Raw genomic sequence first — 22,113 nt, 5'->3', positions numbered from 1 at the left:
GCAACACCATGGCTTTTTCGCTGAAGATCACCTTGGTCACCGCGCTGTTACTGCTCACCGCTTGCCGCAGTGATCCGATTCAGTTTCACACCCTGATTCCGGCGCAATTGGGTAATCAATCCAGAGGCGCTACCTCGGAGATCGAGATTGAAAGCATCAGCGTACCGCCTCAGGTTGATCGTCCGCAGATCGTGATCCGCCAGGGCAACAGCGGCCTGGCGATACTCGAAACCGAATGGTGGGCCGCGAGCCTGGTGGATGAATTGCGCAGCGCCATGGTTGACCAACTGATCAACAGCCATTCACAACGCAAAATGTCACTGCGCCTGGATGTGCAGCGCTTCGACTCGATTCCAGGGCAATACGCGCTGATCGACGTCAAATGGCGCCTGCGCAGCCTTGGCGACAGTGATAACACGCTGATTACTTGCCGCAGCACGTTGCAGTCACCTTCCGGTCCCAGCATTGATGAATTGGTGGTGGCCCATCAGAACAACGTCAAGCGTCTGGCCGCTGCGATCAATCAGGCGGCCGGCGGAACTTCGAAAGGCTGCCCATCGAGCCAGTGACCACACCGTTTGATTCAGACCCATCGGGCAAGGGGCCGAGGTGCTGCTAATCTGAATGTAAATGACATGTATTAACGGTTTCTTTGACGTTTTTTTCTCATTTTTAGCTCTACATTCCCTGCGATTCAAACATGCAAATGGTTCGCATTGATTGATCCGCGAATGGACGTGCATGCCTTCCAAAAGAACAGGAGCTGCCGACAGAATGTTCACCTCTACCCCTTCCTTCCTCAAAGCGGCCTTGCTGGCCACTGCCCTGCTCGGCGCCACACAGGTGTTTGCAGCGGATGACGGCATTGTGGTCTACAACGCGCAGCACGAAAGCCTGACCAAAGCCTGGGTCGAGGGCTTCACCAAGGAAACCGGCATCAAGGTCACCGTGCGCAATGGTGACGATACCGAGATGGGCAATCAGATCGTGCAGGAAGGCGCCGCGTCCCCGGCCGATGTGTTCCTGACCGAGAACTCCCCGGCGATGGTGCTGGTGGACAACGCCGGCCTGTTTGCGCCGGTTGCCCCGACGACGCTGGAGCAAGTCGAGGCGGCTTATCGTCCGGCCCATGGCAAATGGGTCGGGATTGCCGCGCGCTCAACCGTGTTTGTCTATAACCCTGCGAAACTGCCCGAGGCCGACTTGCCGAAATCAATGATGGACCTCGCGGGTCCAGCGTGGAAAGGTCGTTGGGGCGCTTCTCCGGCCGGTGCTGACTTCCAGGCAATCGTCGCTGCAGTGCTGGAACTCAAGGGTGAAGCCGCAACGCTGGAATGGCTCAAAGGGATGAAAAACAACGTTACGGCCTATCGCGGCAACAGCGCCGTGCTCAAGGCGGTGAATGCCGGGCAGATCGACAGCGGCGTGATCTATCACTATTACAGCTTCGGCGATCAAGCCAAGACCGGCGAAAACAGCAACAACACGGCCCTGCACTACTTCAAGCACAAGGACCCGGGGGCCTTTGTCAGCGTCTCGGGGGGCGGCGTATTGTCGTCCAGCAAGCACAAGGAACAAGCCCAGGCGTTGCTCAAATGGATCACCGGCAAGGACGGCCAGGACATCCTCAAGACTGGCAAGTCGTTTGAATACGCCGTGGGCAAAAACGCCCCATCCAATCCGAAACTGGTGCCTTTGTCGCAACTCGACGCCCCGATGGTCGATGCGTCGAAACTCGACAGCAAAAAAGCCGTGGACCTGATGACTCAGGCGGGGCTGCTCTAATTGATCCCTGAATCCCTGCCAACCGGTATCCCTGCGGCGATACCCGTCAACCTGCAACGACGCGCCCGTGGCGTCTTCGCCGGTCGCGGTGGCGCCTGGGTAATCGGTTTGTCGGTGCTGGTGTCGTTGCTGGCACTGATGCCGATTGCCTTCGTCATCGGCGTGTCGATACAAACCGGCTGGGCAACGCTGGTGCCGCTGGTGTTCCGGCCTCGGGTCGGCGAGTTACTGATCAACACCGTGTTGCTAGTGGTGATCACGATTCCGTTGTGCATCAGCCTGGGCCTGGCCCTGGCCTGGTTGACGGAGCGCACCAACCTGCCCGGGCGACGTGGCTGGTCGTTGCTGGCGATCGCGCCGCTGGCGGTGCCGGCCTTCGTGCACAGCTATGCCTGGGTCAGCCTGGTACCACCGATTCACGGCCTGTTTGCCGGGGTTCTGGTCTCGGTGATCGCCTACTTCCCGTTCCTGTACTTGCCGATTGCAGCGACGTTGCGCCGGCTCGACCCGGCGATCGAAGACGTGGCCGAATCCCTGGGGCTCAAGCCCTGGGCGATCTTTTTCCGGGTGGTGTTGCCGCAACTGCGCCTGGCCATCTGTGGCGGTGCGTTGCTCGTGGGCCTGCACCTGCTGGCCGAATATGGCCTGTACGCGATGATCCGCTTCGACACCTTCACCACGGCGATCTTCGATCAGTTCAAATCCACCTTCAACGGCCCCGCTGCCCACATGCTGGCCAGCGTGCTCGCCCTGTGTTGCCTGCTGATGCTGACCGCCGAATCGGCCGCTCGCGGTACGGCGCGTTACGCCCGGGTCGGTTCCGGCAGCGCGCGTGAACAACGGGTGGTGCGCCTGGGCGCTCAAGCCACCGTGCTGGGGTTGATGCTGCAAATCACCACCTGCGCCCTGGCCTTGGGTGTGCCGCTGATCACCTTGGGCAAATGGCTGATCGCGGGCGGCCCGCAAGTCTGGGACTTGGCAGAGCTTGTGCCGGCGCTGGAACAAACCCTGCTGCTGGGGATTTGCGGCGCAGTCCTGACCACCTGCGCCGCCATCCCGATTGCCTGGCTGTCGATTCGCTCGCCGGGTCGGCTGCAGCGGTTGCTCGAAAGCTGCAACTACATCACCAGCTCGTTGCCCGGGATCGTCGTCGCCCTGGCCTTGGTCACCATTACCATTCATTTCGCCCGACCGATCTACCAGACCACGATCACCGTCCTGTTGGCGTATCTGCTGATGTTTTTGCCCCGCGCCCTGGTGAGTTTGCGTGCGGGCATCGCGCAGGCACCGGTCGAACTGGAAAACATGGCGCGCAGCCTCGGCCGCTCGCCTGCGCGAGCACTGTGGCTGATCACCCTGCGCCTGGCCGCGCCCGGGGCCGCCGCCGGTGCCGCGCTGGTGTTTCTGGCGATCACCAATGAGCTGACCGCGACCCTGCTGCTCGCCCCCAACGGCACGCGCACCCTGGCCACCGGTTTCTGGGCCATGACCAGCGAAATCGACTATGCCGCCGCCGCGCCCTACGCCCTGCTGATGATTGTGCTGTCGCTTCCGTTGACCGCAATTCTTTATTACCAATCCAAACGAACGGCTGGACGATGAACGCTCTGGAACTGCACGCGATCTGCAAATATTACGGTTCTCAGCGAGCGCTGGAGAACGTCAGCCTGTCGGTGCCAAAAGGCAGCCGGACAGTCATCGTTGGCCCCTCGGGTTCCGGAAAAACCACGTTGCTGCGGATGATCGCCGGTTTCGAATTCCCGGACACGGGCAGTATTTCGCTCGACGGCCAGACACTCGTCGACGACACCCATGAAGTCCCGGCGCATCAGCGCTTGATCGGCTATGTCCCCCAGGACGGCGCGCTGTTCCCGCACATGACGGTGGCCGCCAATATCGGTTTCGGGCTGTCGACCAAAGGCGAGGCGAAGCACCAGCGAATCGCTGAGTTGATGGACAGCGTGGCCCTCGACGCGAGCATGGCCCAACGTTGGCCTCATGAGCTTTCCGGTGGTCAGCAACAGCGAGTGGCGCTGGCGCGTGCGTTGGCGCAGCAACCACGGCTGATGTTGCTGGACGAGCCGTTTTCGGCCCTCGATACCGGTCTGCGGGGCGCCATGCGCAAAATGGTCGCGCGATTGCTGTCCGACGCCGGCGTCACCACCATCCTGGTCACCCATGACCAGAGTGAAGCCTTGTCGTTCGCCGATCAGTTGGCGGTAATGCGTGACGGCCGGCTGGTGCAGTCGGGCCATCCGCTGGACCTTTACCGCTATCCCGACGACGAACAGACCGCGCTGTTTCTTGGAGATGCCGTGGTCATGCCCGCCAGGATCGAGGCCGGGTGGGCCCATTGCGATCTGGGCCGTATTCCGGTTAACAACCACCGTAATAACAATGCGGCGCAGATCATGCTGCGCCCCGAGCAGCTGCAACTGGTCAGCATCCAGCCCAGTCCGACCGAAGTCGCCGGGTGCCGCGCCGTGGTGACCGAGCGGGATTTCAGCGGCAACACCTGCACCTTGACCGTGGAGTTGCAGCCCACCGTCGCCGGCGACCCGCACGGTCGATCATTGATGGTGCGCAGCTCTGGCCTGTACGCGCCGCCCGCTGGCAGCGAGGTTCACGTATCAACCATCGGCCATGCCCATGTGCTGAGTGAACCGTGAATCAAGTCCATCAGAGATCGAAGCGGTCAACCGCCCGACGCCGCTCGTTGTCGTCGCGCACATCGTAGTTGGCCGTCGTCTGGATATTGCTGTGATGAGCGAGTTTTTGCGCGATCGACAGGTCATGCTCTTCGATCACCCGGGTGATGAACGAGCGCCGGAAATCATGCGGCATGATCTTCACCCCGACCTGCGCACCGCGCTGCCGGGCGATGTAATAGATCGCGTGTTTGGTGATGCGCTCGCGGGTGATGTGGCTGCCACGACGGATACGGTTGAACAGGAACGGGTCGTCCACCTCGCCTTCCTTGAGGTGCGAACGGCGCAGTTCCAGCCAGGCCTGCAGTTTTTCAAAGGCCCAGGCCGGGGCGTATTTGATCAACTGCTTGTTGCCCTTGGCGGTGACCCGCAAGCTGCGCTCGCTGAAATCCACCTGTGACAGGTCCAGGTTCACCGACTCGGATTTGCGCATTCCCGAACCGTACAAAATTCCGATGATGGCGGCGTCTCTCAAGCCTTGAGGACGCGGGTCGGCGGCACACACCGCCATCATCTCCTGAATCAGCGAGCGCCTGAGGTTGCGCCCCTGGGACAGACGCGTGCCGGCAATCCCTTTCACCGAGCGCATTTTCAGCAAGTGTTCCTGACTGATCAGGCTCATGCGCCACGCTTCGTTCATCACCCCGCGTACCGCATTGACGTACAGCGACGAGGTATTCGGTGCGTACCCGTCTTCACGCAGCGCTGCGACCAGCGCAATCACATTGTCGGGTTGGAGCTGATGCCAGGGAATCTCCTCGACATTCATGTCTTCGAAACCCAAACGGTCGGCCGCATCCTGCAAAACGTAGCGCATGGTCAACTGACTGGAGGGCGCCAGTCGGGCCAGGTAGACAGTCATCGGGTTGGTCTTCGAAGCAACAGAGTGGGTATTAACTAAGTCAATCAAACGAAACGGCCTTGAGTGGAAACAATTCAGTAAAAACAACTAAGGATTGAAACATTGTTCATATAAAGGGGAACACTTCCGCAGGACTTCTCTTCTAAAAAACGCGATAAACGGCAGAAGTCTGAACAGTGGCTGTATGACTTTCAGATAAACGATTCGAAGACCGGTTTTTCATGTTCCTTTCACAAAATCGGGCATAACCTTCAATCAACCCGACGAGCCCTTGTGGGTCGTCACGCTGCCGGTCGCGGCCCGGAAAGTCAATTGATGGCTTCCTGCTCCGGTAGTCAACCCCTTGAAAACACGCTTCTTTCGGCGATTTTGCTGAAGGAAGCCGTTCGCCCGGAGATTCTTATGAATGAGGCGTTTCTCCCCTTCTCCCGCCCGACTATCGGCGATGAGGAAATCGCAGCCGTAGAGCAAGTATTGCGCTCCGGCTGGATCACTACCGGGCCGAAAACCCAGCAACTGGAAGAGCAATTTGCCCACTATGTCGGCTGCCGTCATGCCGTTGCACTTTCTTCGGCCACTGGTGGTATGCATATCACGTTACTGGCATTGGGCATTGGTCCGGGCGATGAAGTCATTACGCCGTCGCAGACCTGGGTGTCCACCGCCAACATGATCTGCCTGCTGGGTGCCAAACCGGTCTTCGTCGACGTTGACCGCGACACGCTCATGTGTGACCTGGCCAGCATCGAGGCGGCGATCACGCCGCGCACCCGGGCAATCATTCCGGTGCATTACGCCGGTGCCGCCTTCGACCTTGATCCACTTTACGCATTGGCCGACAAACACGGCATCCCCGTCATCGAAGACGCCGCCCATGCAGCAGGCACCTTCTATAAAGGTCGACATGTCGGCGCGAAAGGCACGGCGATCTTCTCGTTCCACGCGATCAAGAACATGACCTGCGCCGAGGGCGCGATGTTCGTCAGCGACGACACCGCGCTGGCCAACCGGGTACGCATGCTCAAGTTTCATGGGCTGGGCGTTGATGCCTACGATCGGCTGACCCACGGTCGCAGACCTCAGGCACAAGTGATGGAGCCGGGTTTCAAATACAACCTGGCCGACATCAATGCCGCCATCGCCCTGGTGCAGCTGGAGCGTCTGGGTGCGATCAACGCCAAGCGCACCGAGCTGGCGCGCACCTACCTGCAACGCCTCGAAGGTTTACCAGTGCAACCGCTGGCCATCCCGACGTATCCGCAGCGGCACGCGTGGCACCTGTTCGTCCTGCGCATCGACGCCGAGCGCTGCGGACTGGATCGCGATGCCTTCATGAGGGCCTTGCAGGAACAGAACATCGGCACTGGCATTCACTTCATCGCCACGCACCTGCACACCTGGTACCGCCAGCGTTTCCCTGACCTTCACCTGCCCAACACCGAATGGAACTCGGAGCGCCTGTGCTCGATTCCGTTGTTCCCCGACATGACCCTCGATGACGTCAATCGTGTCGTCGACGCCATCGAAAACACACTGGAAAAAAGCCTGTGAAACCGTATCCGATCCGTTGCGTGTCGATCGTCATCCCGGTCTACAACGAACAGGACAGCCTGCCCGAGCTGCTCAGGCGGACCGAAGCGGCCTGCCGTTTGTTGCGCCATGACTATGAAATCGTGCTGGTCGATGACGGCAGCCGCGACAACTCCGCACAAATCCTCGAGGAGGCCGCCAATCGAGAGTGCAGCCCGGTGGTGGCGGTCATTCTCAACCGCAACTACGGCCAACACGCGGCAATCATGGCCGGTTTCGAGCAGTGCAAAGGCGATGTGGTGATCACCCTCGACGCCGACCTGCAAAACCCGCCGGAAGAAATCCCTCGCCTGGTGGCGCAGGCCGAGCTGGGCTATGACGTGGTTGCCACGGTACGCAACAACCGCCAGGACTCCGCGCTGCGCCGCTGGCCGTCGAAGCTGATCAACCTGGCCGTGCAGCGCTCGACCGGTGTGGCCATGAGCGATTACGGCTGCATGCTGCGCGCCTACCGCCGCAGCATTGTCGACGCGATGCTCGCCTGCCGCGAACGCAGCACCTTCATTCCGATCCTGGCCAACAGCTTCGCCCGGCACACCACGGAGATCCTGGTGACCCACGCCGAACGTGAACACGGCGAATCCAAATACAGCCCCATGCGCCTGGTCAACCTGATGTTCGACCTGATCACCTGCATGACCACCACGCCGCTGCGGTTGCTGAGCATCGTGGGCTTCGCCATGGCCGGACTCGGCTTGCTGTTCGCCACGGCGTTGATCGTCCTGCGCCTGGTGTTCGGCGCCGAATGGGCCGGCGACGGCACATTCGTGTTGTTCGCCGTGCTGTTTGTGTTCACCGGCGGGCAGTTCATCGGCATGGGCCTGTTGGGCGAATACCTGGGCCGCATGTACAGCGACGTCCGCGCCCGCCCCCGATTCTTCGTCGAGAAAGTCCTGCGTAGCCAACCCGCCACGCCAGCACCCGTTGTCACCGTCGACGGCCTCACTAACACTTCTTCCGATCAGGTTCTCTCATGAGCGCAAAAGCTGTTGTCTTCGCCTATCACGATATCGGCTGTGCCGGCATCGAAACCCTGCTTGACGCGGGCTTCGAGATCGCCGCGGTGTTTACCCACGCCGATGATCCGAAGGAAAACACCTTTTACGCCTCCGTGGCGCAACTGTGTGCGCGCAAGGGCATCCCGGTTCATGCCCCGGAAGATGCCAACCATCCGTTGTGGATCGAGCGCATCAGCAAGCTGAAACCCGATTACCTGTTCTCGTTCTACTACCGCCAGCTGCTGAGCGAACCGCTGTTGGCCACGGCACGCAAAGGCGCGTTCAACTTGCACGGTTCGTTGTTGCCACGCTACCGGGGTCGTGCACCGGCCAACTGGGTGCTGGTCAACGGTGAAAGTGAAACCGGCGTGACCCTTCACCGTATGGTCAAGCGCGCCGACGCCGGTGCAATCATCGCCCAGCAACGGGTGGCCATTGAGCGCAGCGACACGGCGTTGAGCCTGCACGGCAAATTGCGTGTGGCCGCCATCGACCTGCTGCGCGATGCCTTGCCGGCGTTGCGTCAAGGCACCGTCAGCGAAACCCCGCAGGATGAATCCAAAGCCACGGTGTTCGGACGTCGCACCCCGGCCGACGGCAAGCTTGTGTGGAAGCGCTCCGCCGAAGATCTGTTCAACCTGGTCCGCGCCGTCACCCAGCCGTACCCAGGCGCGTTCTGTGCCGTTGGCGAACACAAGCTGATCGTCTGGAGCGCAGAAGTTGCCAAGGGCAACGCAGGCCAGGCACCGGGCCGGGTCATCAGCGTCGATCCGCTGCGCATTGCCTGTGGCGAAGACTCTTTGGTCATCACCTCCGGCCAGCGTAACGACAACGGCTTGTACCTGAGCGGTCCGCAACTGGCCAGTGAACTGGGGCTGGTCGACGGTTCCGTGTTGCGTGGCGCCGAGTCCGGCCGCGCGCCACGCCGCACTCGGGTGCTGATCCTGGGCGTCAACGGCTTCATCGGCAATCACCTGTCCGAGCGGCTTTTGCGCGATGACCGATACGAGGTGTACGGCCTCGATATCGGCTCCGATGCCATTGACCGCTTGCGCAGCCATCCGCGTTTTCACTTCGTCGAAGGCGACATCAGCATTCACTCCGAGTGGATCGAATACCACATCAAGAAGTGCGACGTGATCCTGCCGCTGGTGGCGATAGCCACGCCAATCGAATACACCCGCAACCCGCTGCGGGTGTTCGAACTGGACTTCGAAGAGAACCTGAAACTGGTGCGCTACTGCGTCAAATACAACAAGCGCGTGATCTTCCCGTCGACCTCCGAAGTGTATGGCATGTGCCAGGACCAGAACTTCGACGAAGACAGCTCCAACTTCGTCGTCGGCCCGATCAACAAGCAACGCTGGATCTACTCGATCTCCAAGCAGTTGCTCGACCGGGTGATCTGGGCCTACGGCCAGAAAGGCCTGAACTTCACCCTGTTCCGTCCTTTCAACTGGATGGGCCCGCGCCTCGACCGGCTGGACTCGGCGCGGATCGGCAGCTCCCGGGCCATCACCCAACTGATCCTGAACCTGGTGGAAGGCACGCCGATTCGCCTGTTCGACGGCGGCGAGCAGAAACGCTGCTTTACTGACATTGCCGACGGCGTCGAAGCGCTGGCACGGATCATCGACAACGAGAACGATGCCTGCAATGGCCAGATCATCAACATCGGCAACCCGGACAACGAGGCCAGCATTCGTCAGTTGGGCGAAGAACTGTTGCGTCAATTCGAAGCGCACCCGTTGCGCGACAACTTCCCGCCGTTCGCCGGTTTCCGCGACGTGGAAAGCAAGGCGTTCTACGGCACCGGCTACCAGGACGTGTCCCACCGCAAACCGAGTATCGCCAACGCCAAGCGCCTGCTGGACTGGACGCCGACGGTGGAGATGAGCGAGACCATCGGCAACACCCTGGATTTCTTCCTGCGCGAGGCCATGCTCGAAATTGCCGAGCACTCCAAAGAAGAATCATGCTGATGCGGGCAGGCCTTCGAATCGATGTCGACACTTACCGGGGCACCCGTGAGGGGGTGCCGCGACTGCTGGAAATCCTCGATGAAGCGCAGGTCAAGGCGACGTTTTTCTTCAGTGTCGGGCCGGACAATATGGGGCGCCATCTGTGGCGCCTGATCCGCCCGCAATTCCTCTGGAAAATGCTCCGTTCCAACGCGGCCGGCCTGTACGGCTGGGACATTCTGCTGGCCGGCACGGCCTGGCCGGGCAAACCGATCGGCCGCGACCTCGGGCACTTGATGCGTCAGGCCCGGGATGCGGGCCATGAAGTCGGTCTGCACGCCTGGGATCACCATGGCTGGCAGGCCAATGCCGGGCGGTGGAGCGAGGCGCAGCTGATCGAACAGATCCGCCAGGGCGTCGACACCCTCAGCGACATCCTCGGGCAAGCCGTTGAGTGCTCGGCGTCGGCCGGTTGGCGTGCGGACGAACGCGTGATCGAGGCCAAGCAGGCCTTCGGCTTTCGTTACAACAGCGATTGCCGCGGCCAGAGCCTGTTCCAACCAAGGTTGGCCGGCGGTGGCTTGGGGGCGCCGCAGATTCCGGTGGACCTGCCGACCTTCGATGAAGTGGTGGGCCCTGCCGTTGCGGCCAAGGACTTCAACGCCTTCATCCTCGATCGCTTCACCCCTGAACACCTCAACGTTTATACGATCCACGCCGAAGTAGAAGGGATTCTGATGGCCAACGATTTCCGTCAACTGCTGGCCGATGCGCGCCAGCGTGGTATCGGCTTTAAACCCTTGGGCGACCTGCTTCCCGCAGCCCCGGGCGCCTTGCCAGCGGGCCGGGTCGTGCGCGGCCATCTCGAAGGCCGGGAAGGCTGGCTGGGAGTGCAAGGCGCATGAGCAAACGCTGGGGACTGCCGCTGCTGTTGGGGGTTTTTCTGTTGGCGTATCTGTTGCCGTTGGGCAGCCACGGCTTATGGATTCCCGATGAAACCCGCTATGCGCAGATCAGCCAAGGCATGCTCCTGAGCGGCGACTGGGTATCGCCGCATTTCATGGGCCTGCGCTATTTCGAAAAGCCGGCAGCCGGGTACTGGGTGATTGCGGCCAGCCAGGCCTTGTTTGGCCAGAACCTGTTTGGAGTGCGCTTTGCCTCGGCGCTGAGCATGGGCCTGAGTGTGTTGTTGTGTTTTCTGATCGCCCGTCGTTTGTGGAACGAACCGCGCAAAAGCTTTGCCTGTGCGTTGCTGTACATGAGTTTCACCGTGGTCGCGGGCCAGGCCGGCTACGCCAATCTCGACCCGCAATTCACCTTCTGGGTCAATCTGAGCCTGGTCGCGTTATGGTTCGCGCTCGACAGCGACCGCCGGGGTCCGCGCCTGATGGGTTGGGCGGTGCTGGGGCTGGCCTGCGGCATGGGATTCATGACCAAGGGCTTTCTCGCCTGGTTACTGCCGGTGCTGATCGCCCTGCCCTTCATGATCTGGCAAAAACGCTGGCGTGAGCTGCTGGTCTACGGCCCCGTGGCGATCATCGTGGCTATTGCGGTCAGTCTGCCGTGGGCGCTGGCGATTCACTCGCAGCAACCCGATTACTGGCGATTTTTCTTCTGGCACGAACACATACGTCGCTTTGCCGGTGACGACGCCCAGCATGACGCGCCGTGGTGGTTCTATTTGCCGTTGCTGGTGGCGTTCAGTTTGCCGTGGGTGGCGTTGCTGCCGTCGGCGTTGCGGCAAGCATGGACAACCCGTGGCCAGGTCCGCATCGGTTTTCTGCTGCTGTGGCTGGTGATGCCGCTGCTATTTTTCAGCCTGAGCAACGGCAAATTGCCGAGCTACATCTTACCCTGCCTGCTGCCATTGGCCTTGCTGTTGGGGCATACCCTGGCCGACCGACTCAAGCTGGAGCAAGGCCGGGTGCTGGGCCTCAACGGTTTGCTGAACTTGCTGCTGGGGCTGACCGCCCTGCTCGCACTGGTTTACCTGCAACTGAAAAAGCCGCTGTATAACCATGAACTGCACAACCTGGTGCTGGTGTTCATCGGCCTGATCGGCTGGATCATGGCCAACCTGCTGCAAGCTTTCAGACCCCTGCAATGCTGGGCCGCACCGGCCTTCGGCAGCCTGCTGCTGATCGGTCTGCTGCCCGCCGGGCTGCCCGACTCGGTGGTGGCCAACAAGATGCCCGACCAGTTCATCCGCCATCACGCCGATGAACTGGCGCAGACCGGGAAACTGTTGAGCAACGATCTCGGCGCCGCGGCTGCCCTGGCCTGGCGTCTGAAGCGCCCGGACGTGGCGTTGTACAACACGATAGGCGAACTGAAATATGGCCTTGCTTATCCTGACTCGGTGCAGCAGCGCGTCGATCCCGATCAGGTTCAGCAGTGGATGCGCAACGCCCGTCAGAGCGGCTCGGTCGGCGTGGTGATGCGGGTCAAGGGTGAGGACGAGCTGCAAGAAATCGAACGGCTGCCCAAGGATGGCAAGCGCTATGAACAAGGCAATCTGGTGATTCTGATCTTTCCTCAGGGTGCGTCATGAGCCTGCTCCTGCTGTTGGCCGCGTGCCTGCTGACCTGCCTGGGCCAGATCGCCCAGAAGTACGCCGTCGACAGTTGGCGGGCGAAGCCGTCAGCCTGGGGCGAGAAACTGCGCTCGCCGTGGTTGTGGCTGGCACTCGCTGCGCTGGGGTTGGGTTTGCTGGTCTGGCTGCTGGTGTTGCAGCGCCTTGAAGTCGGCATTGCCTACCCAATGCTCAGCCTGAATTTCGTGCTGATTACCCTGATCGCCCGGTTTGTCTTCCACGAGCCCATCGACCGCCGGCACTGGCTGGGCGTGGCGCTGGTGATCGGCGGTGTGATTCTGCTGGGGCAACACGCATGAGCCTGCGTCGCGGAATCAGCTTCGCCATGGGCAGCGTGCTGCTCGGCAGCGCGGCGCAGTTGGGCATGCGCTGGAGCATGACGCGCCTGCCGTCCCCCGAACATCTACTGACTTCCAGCATCGATCCAGTGGCGGTCGCCGTGGTGCTGGGGGCGATTCTGGCCTACGGAGTTTCAATGCTGTCCTGGCTCGCCGCCCTGCGGGATGTGCCGCTGGGCCGGGCCTATTCGCTGCTGAGCATCAGCTACGCGCTGGTGTATCTGCTGGCCGCCAGCCTGCCGGTGTTCAACGAAGCGTTCAGCGTTACAAAAACCCTCGGCGTGGCCCTGGTCATGCTCGGAGTCATCACCATCAACTCACGTCCGGCTCGCGCGCCCGAACGCAGGAGTGCCTCATGAAAATCAGTGTATTTGGTAGCGGTTACGTTGGCCTGGTGCAAGCCGCCGTCCTGGCGGAAGTCGGCCACGACGTGGTCTGCATGGACATTGACGAGAAGAAAGTCGAATTGCTGCAACAAGGCCACGTGAGCATTTTCGAACCGGGGCTGGCCAGCCTGGTGCGCGAAAGCCTGGAAGCCAAACGCCTGCAATTCACCACCGATGAAAAACTCGCGGTGCAGCATGGTCAGGTGCTGTTTATCGCGGTCGGTACACCGTCCCGGGACGATGGCTCGGCGGACCTGCGCTACGTGTTGTCGGTGGGCGAAGCGGTTGCACGGCATCGTGAGCAGCCGGTGATTCTGGTGGAGAAATCCACGGTACCGGTGGGCACGGGCGACACCTTGCGTGCGCATATCGACAAGTGCCTGATCAAGGTCGGCCGCTTGCTGCAGTTCGATATCGTCTCCAACCCCGAATTTCTGAAGGAAGGTTCGGCCGTGGCGGACTGCCGGCGCCCGGACCGGATCGTCATCGGCTGCGACAGCGATGACGTGCGCGACGTGATGCGCGACCTTTACGCGCCGTTCAATCGCAACCACGACCGCATCATGTTCATGGACCTGCGCAGCGCCGAGCTGACCAAGTACGCCGCCAACTGCATGCTGGCCACCAAGATCAGCTTCATCAACCAGATCGCCGAACTGGCCGAGCATCTGGGTGCGGACATCGAATCGGTGCGCCTGGGCATCGGCGCCGACTCGCGCATCGGTTACCACTTCATCTACCCCGGCTGCGGGTATGGCGGCTCGTGTTTCCCCAAAGACATGCGCGCGCTGATTCACAGCGCCGAAGAGGCGCACTGCTCCAGCGACCTGTTGCAGGCAGTGGAAGCGATCAATCAGCGGCAGAAGCACAAGCTGTTCGAGCGCATCAACGCGTTCTACAAGGGTGACTTGCGCGGCAAGACCTTCGCCGTGTGGGGCCTGGCCTTCAAACCCAACACCGATGACATGCGTGATGCGCCGAGCCGGGTGCTGCTGGAATCGCTGTGGGCCGCCGGCGCCAGCGTGCGCGCATTCGACCCGGAAGCCATGCAGGAAACCCAGCACCTGTATCCCGAGGAGTCGAAGTTGATGCTGATGGGCACACCGGAATCGGTATTGGCCGGTGCCGATGCGCTGATCATTTGCACCGAGTGGCAGCAGTTCAAGGCCCCGGATTTCAACCTGATCCAGCAACGGTTGAAGGCGCCGGTGATCTTCGACGGACGCAATTTGTACGACGCCGAACGCCTGGCACGTAGCGGTTTTCTGTACTTCCCGATAGGCCGTGGGGAATCACGCAAATTGCCGATTCCGTTCCAGCAGTGGCCCGCGAATCAGGTCGTCGCTTGATCGCCGTATCGGCGCCCATACGCCGGCAGTCCTTGTGGCTGGGGCTGCTGGCGCTGGGGCTGTTCAGCGCCGGGGTTTATCAGCAGGCCGCCATCGGTTTCGATTCGCGTTTTGTGCTGTTTGCCGAGGAAATGCTGCGCCATGGGCCGACGGTTTTTCCGACCACCTATGGCCAGCCCTACGCCGATTACTCGGCGCTTTCGACCCTGTTCATCTGGGTCCTGTCATTGCCCTTCGGACAGGTCAACAGCCTCAGTGCCTGGTTACCAAGCGCGATTGCCGGGGCGGTAATCGTTACGCTGATGTACCGCTTGCTGGCGCCCTACTCCCCACGTTGGGCGCTGCTGAGCATCGCGTTGATGTTGATGACCAACACCTTCGTCACCGAAGTCCGAGCGGTGTCCCAGGACCTGATGCTCGCGGCGCTCGCCTTTGCAGTGTTCTATCTGGGTTATGCCGCGGACCACTTTTCGGCACCCCGGCGCTGGCTGCTGATTTTTGCCCTGTTGCTTCTGGGCTTTGCGGTTCGTGGCCCGATCGGGCTGGTGGTCCCGACTGGCATGCTGTGCAGTTATTGGCTGCTCAATCGCCAATGGCAGCGGCTGTTCGGCTTCGGCCTGACGGCGGCGGTACTGCTGGCCGCAAGCGTCGGCATGTTGTTATGGCTGGCCGAAAGCCGTGGCGGTCCCCTGTTCATGCAGGATGTCGTGCGCATGCAGTTTCTGGGGCGAATGGACGGCAGTGAAGGCGTGAGCGGTTCGCTGTATTACTTCACCGGATCGCTGGGCAACTATGCGCTGGCGTATCCGTTGGCGCTGCTGGTGTTGGCGGCGGTCTGGCTGCCCCATCAGCGCCAGTCAGGTCCGGCGCTGCGCCTGTTACAGTACTGCACGGCGGCGGCGTTGATTGTGATGGTCGGACTGTCGATTCCCCAAGCAAAAAAGGCCCGCTACCTGCTGCCGATGTTGCCCATGGCCGCGATCATTGCCGCGTACCCGTTCCAGGTCGCGCGGGGGCGGGTTTTCGTTTGGTTGCGCGGTTTGATGCAAGGAGTGTGGTTGTTGACGCCCTGCGTATTGATCGGCGTGTTGCTGTACGCCCATCGACGGTTTCCCGAGCAACTGACCTCGATCACTTCGATGCTGATCATCCTCGCCGCGCTGCAAGTGATCGCACTGGCCACGCTTTTCAGGCCCCAATGGCGGGCACAGACCTTGGCGTTTTGCGCGGTTCTGGCGTTGTGGTCGGTCTACATTCTGGTGTTCGAACCGGTCGAACGCCGGCTCTACGACACCCAGACGTTCAGCCGCGCGGCCTTTGCGCTCGTGCAAAACGATCCGGCGCCGCTGGTATTGCATGGCATGGGTAAAGACGCGAAGGCGATCAAGTTCATGGTCAATATCGACGAGGACTTGCAACCGGTGTTCACCGAGTCGATTCAGGAGCTGGAACAGCTTCAACTGCCGGCGTGGTTGATGATGGACGCGCGTGACTATCGGGCCTTGCAAGGCACGCCGTTCGCAGCCGTGCCGCCGGTGTTAAGCGGCCGATTCGACAAAGATGATTACGTGTTGCTGCACCTCAACCTGCCTTCGCAGATGCCGAGCCCGTGAGGCTGCTGCTAAGGTGCACGGATCAATGTCATCGCCCGCCGTGCCCACTCCACCGACGTCGCCCTCCCCGCCATCGAGCGTTCGGCGGCTGGCCACCGCCAAGTTTAAAAGAAGAATATTTTTCGCAAGTTATTGATCATTTCTTGCGCTGGCTTCCACACCATGATTATTTTTTCCGTGATTACTGACTTTGCAGATATTGATTCTATTATTCTCAGAATGAGGGGCGGGACTTGTTATATCGGCTTATCAATTTATCTTTTGATCGCCTTCCCAAAAAAACTTGAGAAGGTACTGTAAAAAACAAATCAGATTGATCAAAACAGATGACGATGCGCAGCCTGAAATAATCCCTGTCTTGCGTATCAGATGTGTCTGACTTTCAAACCGGTGCCTTCAGATCCACACCCAATGCCTGCGCAAACGCCTTGACCAGCGGGCTGCGCACGGTGTTGTGGCGCAGGATCAGATTGAACGGCGTGACGATGCTGATCAGGTCCGGGCGCACCGCGCGAAATTGTCCCTGAGCCGCCATCGATGCGGCGTAATGCTGCGGCAAAAAGCCCAGGAAACGCCCGGTCTTGATCAGCAATGCCACGGCTTCCACCTGAGTTGCCGAGGCTGAAAAACTGTCGTAGTGGACGAAATTGAGTTTGTCGCGATGAATCGCGTAGCGGTGGTTGATGAACTCGTAATCCTTGAGCACGTGGCTGCCGATTTCGGCGTCCGGCATCGAGAACAGCGGATGACCGAGCGCGCAGTAAACCTCCGAGCGCTCTTCATACAGCGCGTAGTAATCGAACTCTTCACGCTTCTGATAAACAGGAACGATGCCCGCCACTAACCGCCCCTCTACGACGCCTCTTTCGACTTCATCCAGTTGCGATGACTGAAGTTGGAACCTTACTTTAGGTGACTCTTCATTGATTCTTCTAAGCGCGGCCACTAACGGTGAATTATCGTCGGAGATTGTATTGTCAATAACACCCACCCCAAGGTCACCGACAAGTTCATTCTGCGCCGAACTAAGCCGATCACGAAAGTTGTCGACCGAGGCAAACAAGTCGATGGATGCCTGGTACACCAGACTGCCTTCTTCGGTCAGGTGAAAGCCTTCCCGGCCTCGGGTGCACAGGCGCATGCCGATGCGGATTTCAAGGTCGGAAATCTGTTTGCTGATGGCTGCCAGCCCCACATTCAGCTCGTTCTGGGCGGCACTGAAGCCTCCGGCCTCGACCACGGCCTTGAACACTTTTAGCAGTTTGAAATCCAGGCCACTGAGGGCCAGCGGCGCCCGATGCGACGTTTTCGGTGGCGGGTTTCCGGAATTGGAAAGTGGGGTTTCCATAATGCTTATTTACCTCTGGCGCCCTATTCAACACTCTGTGTCCAACAACAAAAATAGTGCTGGTAAATAATAATGAACACAGAAAACCAGGCTTGGCAACCGCTAATAATCCCCGTACTTCAGTGCCAACTCACTGATTTCGAACTATTAAAAGCTGACACTTCGATCAGCTCTCGCAACGATATAACTGCCCCTATTGAAACTGCTTTGGCCTGACCACGCCCGGTTGATTTTTTAACGATCCCGGCACGGGTTCCAGGTCCGGCATACCGATCTGTAGGAGCGAGGCTTGCCCGCGAAGCTCTTCGGCATCACACCAAACTAATGACTAACTTCCGGCTACGACGAGGAAAACAACAATGTCTCAAACCACCGACCGTCTCTGGGGTGCGCGCTTCAAAAGCGGCCCATCCGAAGCCCTGGCGGCCTTGTCCCGTTGCCCCGAACGCTACTTTCGCCTTACCCCGTATGACCTCGCCGGTTCCAAGGCGCATGCCCGTGAATTGCAGCGCGCCGGGCTGTTGAGCGAGCAGGAAACCCTGACCATGCTCGACGCTCTGACGCGCATCGGTGATGACTTCCGTGCCGGCAGCATCGCGCCGACTCTGGACGACGAAGACGTCCACACCTTTATCGAACGCCTGCTGACCGAACGCCTCGGCGCCCTCGGTGGCAAACTGCGCGCCGGGCGGTCCCGTAACGACCAGACCGCCAACGACCTGCGTCTGTTCCTACGGGATCACGTGCGCACCCTGGCCGTCGAAGTGCTGGCCTTGCAGCAAGCGCTTGTGGATCAGGCCGAGCAACACATCGAGAGCATCTGTCCAGGCTTCACTCACTTGCAGCAAGCGCAACCGATCGTCTTCGCTCACCACTTGCTGGCTCACGCTCAATCAATGCTGCGTGACGTGCAACGTCTGGTGGACTGGGACAATCGCACCTCGCTGTCGCCACTCGGCGCGGCGGCCATGGCCGGTTCCGCCATCGCGCGCCTGCCGCAGCAGTCGGCCAAGGAAATGGGCTACAGCGGCGTCTGCGAAAACTCCATTGACGCCGTGGCCAGCCGCGATCACGTCGCCGAGTTTCTGTTTATCGCCAGCATGCTCGGGATCAACATTTCCCGCCTCGCCGAAGAGTTTTGCCTGTGGTCGTCGCGGCAATTTCGCTGGGTCGCGCTGGACGATGCCTACGCCACCGGCAGTTCGATCATGCCGCAGAAGAAGAACCCGGACATTGCCGAACTGGCACGGGGCAAGGCTGGCCGCTTGATCGGCAACCTCACCGGGTTGTTATCGACGTTGAAATCCCTGCCGCTGTCGTACAACCGCGACTTGAGCGAAGACAAGAACGGCGTGCTCGACAGCGTCGACACGCTGCTGCTGGTGTTGCCGGCCATGGCCGGGATGGTCGCAACCATGAAGGTCAACGTCGAAGAACTGCGTCGCCAGGCACCGCTCGGTTTCACCCTGGCCACCGAAGTCGCCGACTGGCTGGCCATGCGCGGCGTACCGTTCAAGGAAGCGCATGAAATCACCGGCGCGCTGGTCCAGGCCTGTGAGAAACACGACATTGAATTGTGGGAAGCATCGCCGGCGCTGCTGGCCGAGATTGATCCACGCCTGACCGCGGAAGTGCGCGAGAGTCTGACCCTCGAAGCTGCCATCGCCGCCCGCAGTGGCTGGGGTGGCACGGCGCCGCAACAGGTGCGCGAGCAGATCGGCCGTCTGAAAACCGCCCTCGCGGCGCAGCAGCAATGGACCGAGAACTATGAGGGTTTCCGCCTCTGAAGCAGCACGCAAAAATCCGTAGGAGCGAAGCTTGCTCGCGAAGAGGTCATGTCAGTCGACCTCAATGTTGAATGTCACACCGCTTTCGCGAGCAAGCTTCGCTCCTACAGGGGATTTTGGTTGATCTGAAAGAACAGTGTACGGAGAAACAACATGAGCCAGACTCAGGCAGAACGACTCCAGCGGGAGCGAAAACTGGCGGAAAACCAGTTCGACATTACCCAATACCACCACGTGCCCCGGCGTTATTACGGGCGGATTTTCTTCGCCACCGTCATCGTCATTGCGATCCTCGGGCTGGTACGCGCCTTCGCCGAAGGCAAGATCGAATGGTCGTACATCGGCCAGTTCCTTACCTCGCAAGCGATCATGTGGGGTTTGCTCAACACCATCGTCATGGCGGTGCTGGCGATGGCCCTGGGCATCGTCTTCGGGGTGATCACGGCGATCATGCGCATGTCGGCCAATCCGATCCTGCGTTATGTGGCGGTGACCTACACCTGGCTGTTTCGCGGTACGCCGCTGATCCTGCAACTGCTGTTGTGGTTCAACCTGGCGCTGATCTTTCCCACCATCGGCATTCCCGGCGTGTTCGAGATGGACACCGTGACTCTGATGACCCCGTTCGTGGCCGCCCTGCTCGGCTTGAGCATCAACCAGGGCGCCTACACCGCTGAAGTGGTGCGTGCCGGCTTGCTGTCGGTGGACACCGGGCAGTACGAAGCCGCCAAGTCGATCGGCATGCCGCGCCTGCAAGCCCTGCGCCGGATCATCCTGCCGCAAGCCATGCGGGTGATCATTCCGCCGGTGGGCAACGAGTTCATCGGCATGGTGAAAATGACCTCCCTGGCGAGCGTAATCCAGTACTCGGAGCTGCTCTACAACGCCCAGAACATCTACTACGCCAACGCCCGCGTAATGGAGCTGCTGATCGTCGCCGGTATCTGGTACCTGGCCACCGTCACCGTACTGTCCTTCGGTCAAAGCCGTCTGGAGCGTCGTTTCGCTCGCGGCGCCGGCAAGCGTTCTTGAGGAGCCCCACATGAGAAGCATCGTCAAGGCCGTGAGCCTGAACAAATATTACGACCAGTTCCACGCGCTCAAGGACGTCAATATCGAAGTCGAGCAAGGCGAAGTGCTGTGCATCATTGGCCCGTCCGGCTCCGGCAAAAGTACCTTGCTGCGTTGCGTCAACCAGCTGGAAAAGATCGACAAGGGCGGCCTGTGGGTCGACGGCGAACTGGTGGGTTACCGGGTCGTCGGCAACAAACTGCACGAGCTCAATGAGTCGCAGATCGCCCGTCAACGCCTGTCCACCGGCATGGTGTTCCAGCGTTTCAACCTGTTCCCGCACATGACTGTGCTGCAAAACATCATCGAAGGGCCGTGCCAGGTGCTCAAGCGTTCGCCCAAAGAGGCGCACGAAGAAGCCGTGGAATTGCTCGCTCGCGTCGGCCTGGCCGACAAGCGTAACAGCTACCCGATCGAACTCTCGGGTGGTCAGCAGCAACGCGTCGCCATTGCCCGTGCCCTGGCCATGCGTCCCAAGCTGATGCTGTTCGATGAACCCACTTCGGCACTCGACCCGGAACTGGTCGGTGAGGTGCTGTCGGTGATGCGTGACCTCGCGCAAACCGGCATGACCATGATCGTCGTCACCCATGAACTGGGCTTTGCCCGTGAGGTTGCCAACCGCATGGTGTTCATGGACGGCGGGCAGATCGTGGAGGCTGGAAGCCCCGAAGAAATACTAATAAGTCCGCAAAACCCGCGCACCCAAAGCTTCATTTCTGCCGTTCGAACCTAAGCGCCGTTTGGCGCTCACAACACTCATAAGAGAACGACCATGAAGAAAATAGTTATCCCAACAGTACTCGCAGGCGTTATGGCTTGCGGCTTCACCTTCGCCGCTGAGCTTCCGGCCGGCATCAAGGAAAAAGGCGAGGTCGTTGTGGCGATCATGCCGAACTACCCGCCGATGGATTTCAAGGACCCGGCCACCAACACCCTCACCGGTCTCGACGTTGACCTGGGCAATGCCCTGGCCGAACGTCTGGGCGTGAAGATCAAGTGGCAGGAAACCGGCTTCGAGCAAATGATCAATGCCCTGACCACCGACCGCGTGGACATGGTGATGTCGGGCATGACCGACACCGCTGAACGCCAGGCCAGCGTGACCTTTGTCGACTACTTCACCAGTGGCCCGCAGTTCTACACCTTGCAGAAGAACAAGGACTTCAACGAGATCACCGACCTGTGCGGCAAGAAAGTCGGCACCAGCCGTCGTACCACCTTCCCGGCGGAAATTGCTGAATACAGCAAGGCCCACTGCGAAGGCGCCGGCAAACCGGCCATCGTGGTGGTCGGCACCGAAGGCTCGGCCGATGCCCGCGCGCAATTGCGTCAGAGCCGTATCGATGCGGCCATGCAGGGTAGCGAAACCCTGCCGTATCTCAAGACCCAGGAAAAGGACATGTACAAGACCGTGGGCCTGCCAATCTCCCAGCAGTTCACCGGCCTTGGCGTGAGCAAGAAAAAGCCTGAGTTGAGTGAAGCGGTGAAGGTCGCGTTGCAGAGCATGGTCGATGACGGCAGCTATCAGGCGATCCTCAAGAAATGGGACCTGGAACTGGGCGCGATCAAGACCGTGACCATCAACGCCGGCAAGTAATGCTTGCCCTGTAGGCGCGAGGCTTGCCCGCGAAGGCGGTGTTTCAGTCAGCAGAGATGCTGAATGTACCGGCCTCTTCGCGAGCAAGCTTCGCGCCTACAGGAACTGCGTTTTACTTATAGAT

At 60.3% G+C, this 22,113-nt stretch carries 18 protein-coding genes and 1 pseudogene; 17 read left to right on the top strand and 2 right to left on the bottom strand.

Translation table 11 applies throughout. The features are described from left to right. The first annotated feature begins 8 nt into the window (after positions 1-8). The 4 genes from RHP74_RS14025 to RHP74_RS14010 all read left to right on the top strand — a co-directional run bounded on the left by RHP74_RS14025 (position 9) and on the right by RHP74_RS14010 (position 4,454). Positions 9-569 (top strand): PqiC family protein, encoded by a 561-nt coding sequence (locus RHP74_RS14025; protein WP_311100019.1) that lies wholly within the window; start codon positions 9-11, stop codon positions 567-569. Between the two features lie 205 nt (positions 570-774). Further along, a complete protein-coding gene (locus RHP74_RS14020; RefSeq protein ID WP_311100017.1) occupies positions 775-1,785 on the top strand; it encodes an iron ABC transporter substrate-binding protein in 1,011 nt (336 codons plus the stop codon). Positions 1,786-1,788: 3 nt separating this feature from the next. Beyond that, positions 1,789-3,387 (top strand): ABC transporter permease, encoded by a 1,599-nt coding sequence (locus tag RHP74_RS14015; protein WP_409201935.1) that lies wholly within the window; start codon positions 1,789-1,791, stop codon positions 3,385-3,387. Continuing rightward, on the top strand, positions 3,384-4,454 hold the full coding sequence (locus RHP74_RS14010; RefSeq protein ID WP_154504609.1) for an ABC transporter ATP-binding protein: 1,071 nt from the start codon (positions 3,384-3,386) through the stop codon (positions 4,452-4,454). Before RHP74_RS14015 ends, RHP74_RS14010 begins: the two co-directional genes overlap by 4 nt. Before the next feature lie 10 nt (positions 4,455-4,464). Here the strand turns inward: RHP74_RS14010 and xerC are convergent, their stop codons facing one another. Then, positions 4,465-5,355, bottom strand: a complete 891-nt coding sequence (gene xerC, locus RHP74_RS14005) for a tyrosine recombinase XerC (protein ID WP_010460071.1) — start codon at positions 5,353-5,355, stop codon at positions 4,465-4,467. Positions 5,356-5,757: 402 nt separating this feature from the next. On the opposite strand from xerC, the gene arnB reads away from it, so the two are divergent. From arnB to RHP74_RS13960, 9 genes and pseudogenes are all read left to right on the top strand, one after another. Next, on the top strand, positions 5,758-6,906 hold the full coding sequence (gene arnB, locus RHP74_RS14000; RefSeq protein ID WP_311100015.1) for a UDP-4-amino-4-deoxy-L-arabinose aminotransferase: 1,149 nt from the start codon (positions 5,758-5,760) through the stop codon (positions 6,904-6,906). Further along, positions 6,903-7,922, top strand: a complete 1,020-nt coding sequence (arnC, locus tag RHP74_RS13995; RefSeq protein WP_083376803.1) for an undecaprenyl-phosphate 4-deoxy-4-formamido-L-arabinose transferase — start codon at positions 6,903-6,905, stop codon at positions 7,920-7,922. The genes arnB and arnC overlap by 4 nt, the downstream gene beginning before the upstream one ends. After that, the gene (gene arnA, locus RHP74_RS13990; protein WP_311100012.1) at positions 7,919-9,925 is read left to right on the top strand and encodes a bifunctional UDP-4-amino-4-deoxy-L-arabinose formyltransferase/UDP-glucuronic acid oxidase ArnA; all 2,007 of its coding nucleotides are present in this window, start codon (positions 7,919-7,921) and stop codon (positions 9,923-9,925) included. The genes arnC and arnA overlap by 4 nt, the downstream gene beginning before the upstream one ends. Then, complete coding sequence (arnD, locus tag RHP74_RS13985; RefSeq protein ID WP_010460063.1) at positions 9,925-10,809, top strand: 4-deoxy-4-formamido-L-arabinose-phosphoundecaprenol deformylase; 885 nt, start codon at positions 9,925-9,927, stop codon at positions 10,807-10,809. Before arnA ends, arnD begins: the two co-directional genes overlap by 1 nt. After that, the gene (gene arnT / locus RHP74_RS13980; RefSeq protein WP_311100010.1) at positions 10,806-12,455 is read left to right on the top strand and encodes a lipid IV(A) 4-amino-4-deoxy-L-arabinosyltransferase; all 1,650 of its coding nucleotides are present in this window, start codon (positions 10,806-10,808) and stop codon (positions 12,453-12,455) included. Before arnD ends, arnT begins: the two co-directional genes overlap by 4 nt. Continuing rightward, positions 12,452-12,796 (top strand): 4-amino-4-deoxy-L-arabinose-phosphoundecaprenol flippase subunit ArnE, encoded by a 345-nt coding sequence (gene arnE / locus RHP74_RS13975; RefSeq protein ID WP_010460060.1) that lies wholly within the window; start codon positions 12,452-12,454, stop codon positions 12,794-12,796. The genes arnT and arnE overlap by 4 nt, the downstream gene beginning before the upstream one ends. Continuing rightward, entirely contained in the window at positions 12,793-13,194 is a 402-nt protein-coding gene (gene arnF, locus RHP74_RS13970; RefSeq protein WP_311100008.1) for a 4-amino-4-deoxy-L-arabinose-phosphoundecaprenol flippase subunit ArnF, read from the top strand. Before arnE ends, arnF begins: the two co-directional genes overlap by 4 nt. Continuing rightward, positions 13,191-14,572 (top strand): annotated as a pseudogene (locus tag RHP74_RS13965) (UDP-glucose dehydrogenase family protein); the annotation flags it as partial. The gene arnF and the pseudogene RHP74_RS13965, both read left to right, overlap by 4 nt. Further along, a complete protein-coding gene (locus tag RHP74_RS13960; protein ID WP_409201934.1) occupies positions 14,570-16,183 on the top strand; it encodes an ArnT family glycosyltransferase in 1,614 nt (537 codons plus the stop codon). The pseudogene RHP74_RS13965 and the gene RHP74_RS13960, both read left to right, overlap by 3 nt. 382 nt (positions 16,184-16,565) lie before the next feature. Here the strand turns inward: RHP74_RS13960 and RHP74_RS13955 are convergent, their stop codons facing one another. After that, entirely contained in the window at positions 16,566-17,531 is a 966-nt protein-coding gene (locus RHP74_RS13955; protein WP_083376808.1) for a LysR family transcriptional regulator, read from the bottom strand. Between the two features lie 359 nt (positions 17,532-17,890). Between RHP74_RS13955 and argH the strand changes: the two genes are divergently transcribed. The 4 genes from argH (at position 17,891) to RHP74_RS13935 (ending at position 21,989) form a co-directional block, all read left to right on the top strand. Then, positions 17,891-19,318: an argininosuccinate lyase gene (gene argH / locus RHP74_RS13950; protein ID WP_311100005.1), complete on the top strand. Its 1,428-nt coding sequence runs from the start codon at positions 17,891-17,893 to the stop codon at positions 19,316-19,318. A 153-nt stretch (positions 19,319-19,471) separates the two neighbouring features. After that, positions 19,472-20,350 (top strand): amino acid ABC transporter permease, encoded by an 879-nt coding sequence (locus RHP74_RS13945; RefSeq protein ID WP_010460052.1) that lies wholly within the window; start codon positions 19,472-19,474, stop codon positions 20,348-20,350. Between the two features lie 10 nt (positions 20,351-20,360). Beyond that, positions 20,361-21,125 (top strand): amino acid ABC transporter ATP-binding protein, encoded by a 765-nt coding sequence (locus RHP74_RS13940; protein WP_010460050.1) that lies wholly within the window; start codon positions 20,361-20,363, stop codon positions 21,123-21,125. Positions 21,126-21,164: 39 nt separating this feature from the next. After that, a complete protein-coding gene (locus RHP74_RS13935) occupies positions 21,165-21,989 on the top strand; it encodes an ABC transporter substrate-binding protein (RefSeq protein WP_042932091.1) in 825 nt (274 codons plus the stop codon). The last annotated feature ends 124 nt before the right edge of the window (positions 21,990-22,113 follow it).

The organism is Pseudomonas sp. SG20052 (assembly GCF_031766055.1).
GTDB lineage: Bacteria > Pseudomonadota > Gammaproteobacteria > Pseudomonadales > Pseudomonadaceae > Aquipseudomonas > Aquipseudomonas mandelii.
Note: the sequence above shows the minus strand (reverse complement) of the source record. Positions and strands in the feature narration are given on the sequence as shown.

Coding starts and splice junctions, on each gene's coding strand:
- arnD (WP_010460063.1), top strand. CDS start 9,925: ATGCGGGCAGGCCTTCGAATCGATGTCGACACTTACCGGGGCACCCGT.
- RHP74_RS13945 (WP_010460052.1), top strand. CDS start 19,472: ATGAGCCAGACTCAGGCAGAACGACTCCAGCGGGAGCGAAAACTGGCG.
- RHP74_RS14010 (WP_154504609.1), top strand. CDS start 3,384: ATGAACGCTCTGGAACTGCACGCGATCTGCAAATATTACGGTTCTCAG.
- RHP74_RS14020 (WP_311100017.1), top strand. CDS start 775: ATGTTCACCTCTACCCCTTCCTTCCTCAAAGCGGCCTTGCTGGCCACT.
- arnA (WP_311100012.1), top strand. CDS start 7,919: ATGAGCGCAAAAGCTGTTGTCTTCGCCTATCACGATATCGGCTGTGCC.
- RHP74_RS14025 (WP_311100019.1), top strand. CDS start 9: ATGGCTTTTTCGCTGAAGATCACCTTGGTCACCGCGCTGTTACTGCTC.
- RHP74_RS13955 (WP_083376808.1), bottom strand. CDS start 17,531: ATGGAAACCCCACTTTCCAATTCCGGAAACCCGCCACCGAAAACGTCG.
- argH (WP_311100005.1), top strand. CDS start 17,891: ATGTCTCAAACCACCGACCGTCTCTGGGGTGCGCGCTTCAAAAGCGGC.
- arnT (WP_311100010.1), top strand. CDS start 10,806: ATGAGCAAACGCTGGGGACTGCCGCTGCTGTTGGGGGTTTTTCTGTTG.
- arnF (WP_311100008.1), top strand. CDS start 12,793: ATGAGCCTGCGTCGCGGAATCAGCTTCGCCATGGGCAGCGTGCTGCTC.
- arnE (WP_010460060.1), top strand. CDS start 12,452: ATGAGCCTGCTCCTGCTGTTGGCCGCGTGCCTGCTGACCTGCCTGGGC.
- arnB (WP_311100015.1), top strand. CDS start 5,758: ATGAATGAGGCGTTTCTCCCCTTCTCCCGCCCGACTATCGGCGATGAG.
- RHP74_RS13935 (WP_042932091.1), top strand. CDS start 21,165: ATGAAGAAAATAGTTATCCCAACAGTACTCGCAGGCGTTATGGCTTGC.
- xerC (WP_010460071.1), bottom strand. CDS start 5,355: ATGACTGTCTACCTGGCCCGACTGGCGCCCTCCAGTCAGTTGACCATG.
- RHP74_RS13940 (WP_010460050.1), top strand. CDS start 20,361: ATGAGAAGCATCGTCAAGGCCGTGAGCCTGAACAAATATTACGACCAG.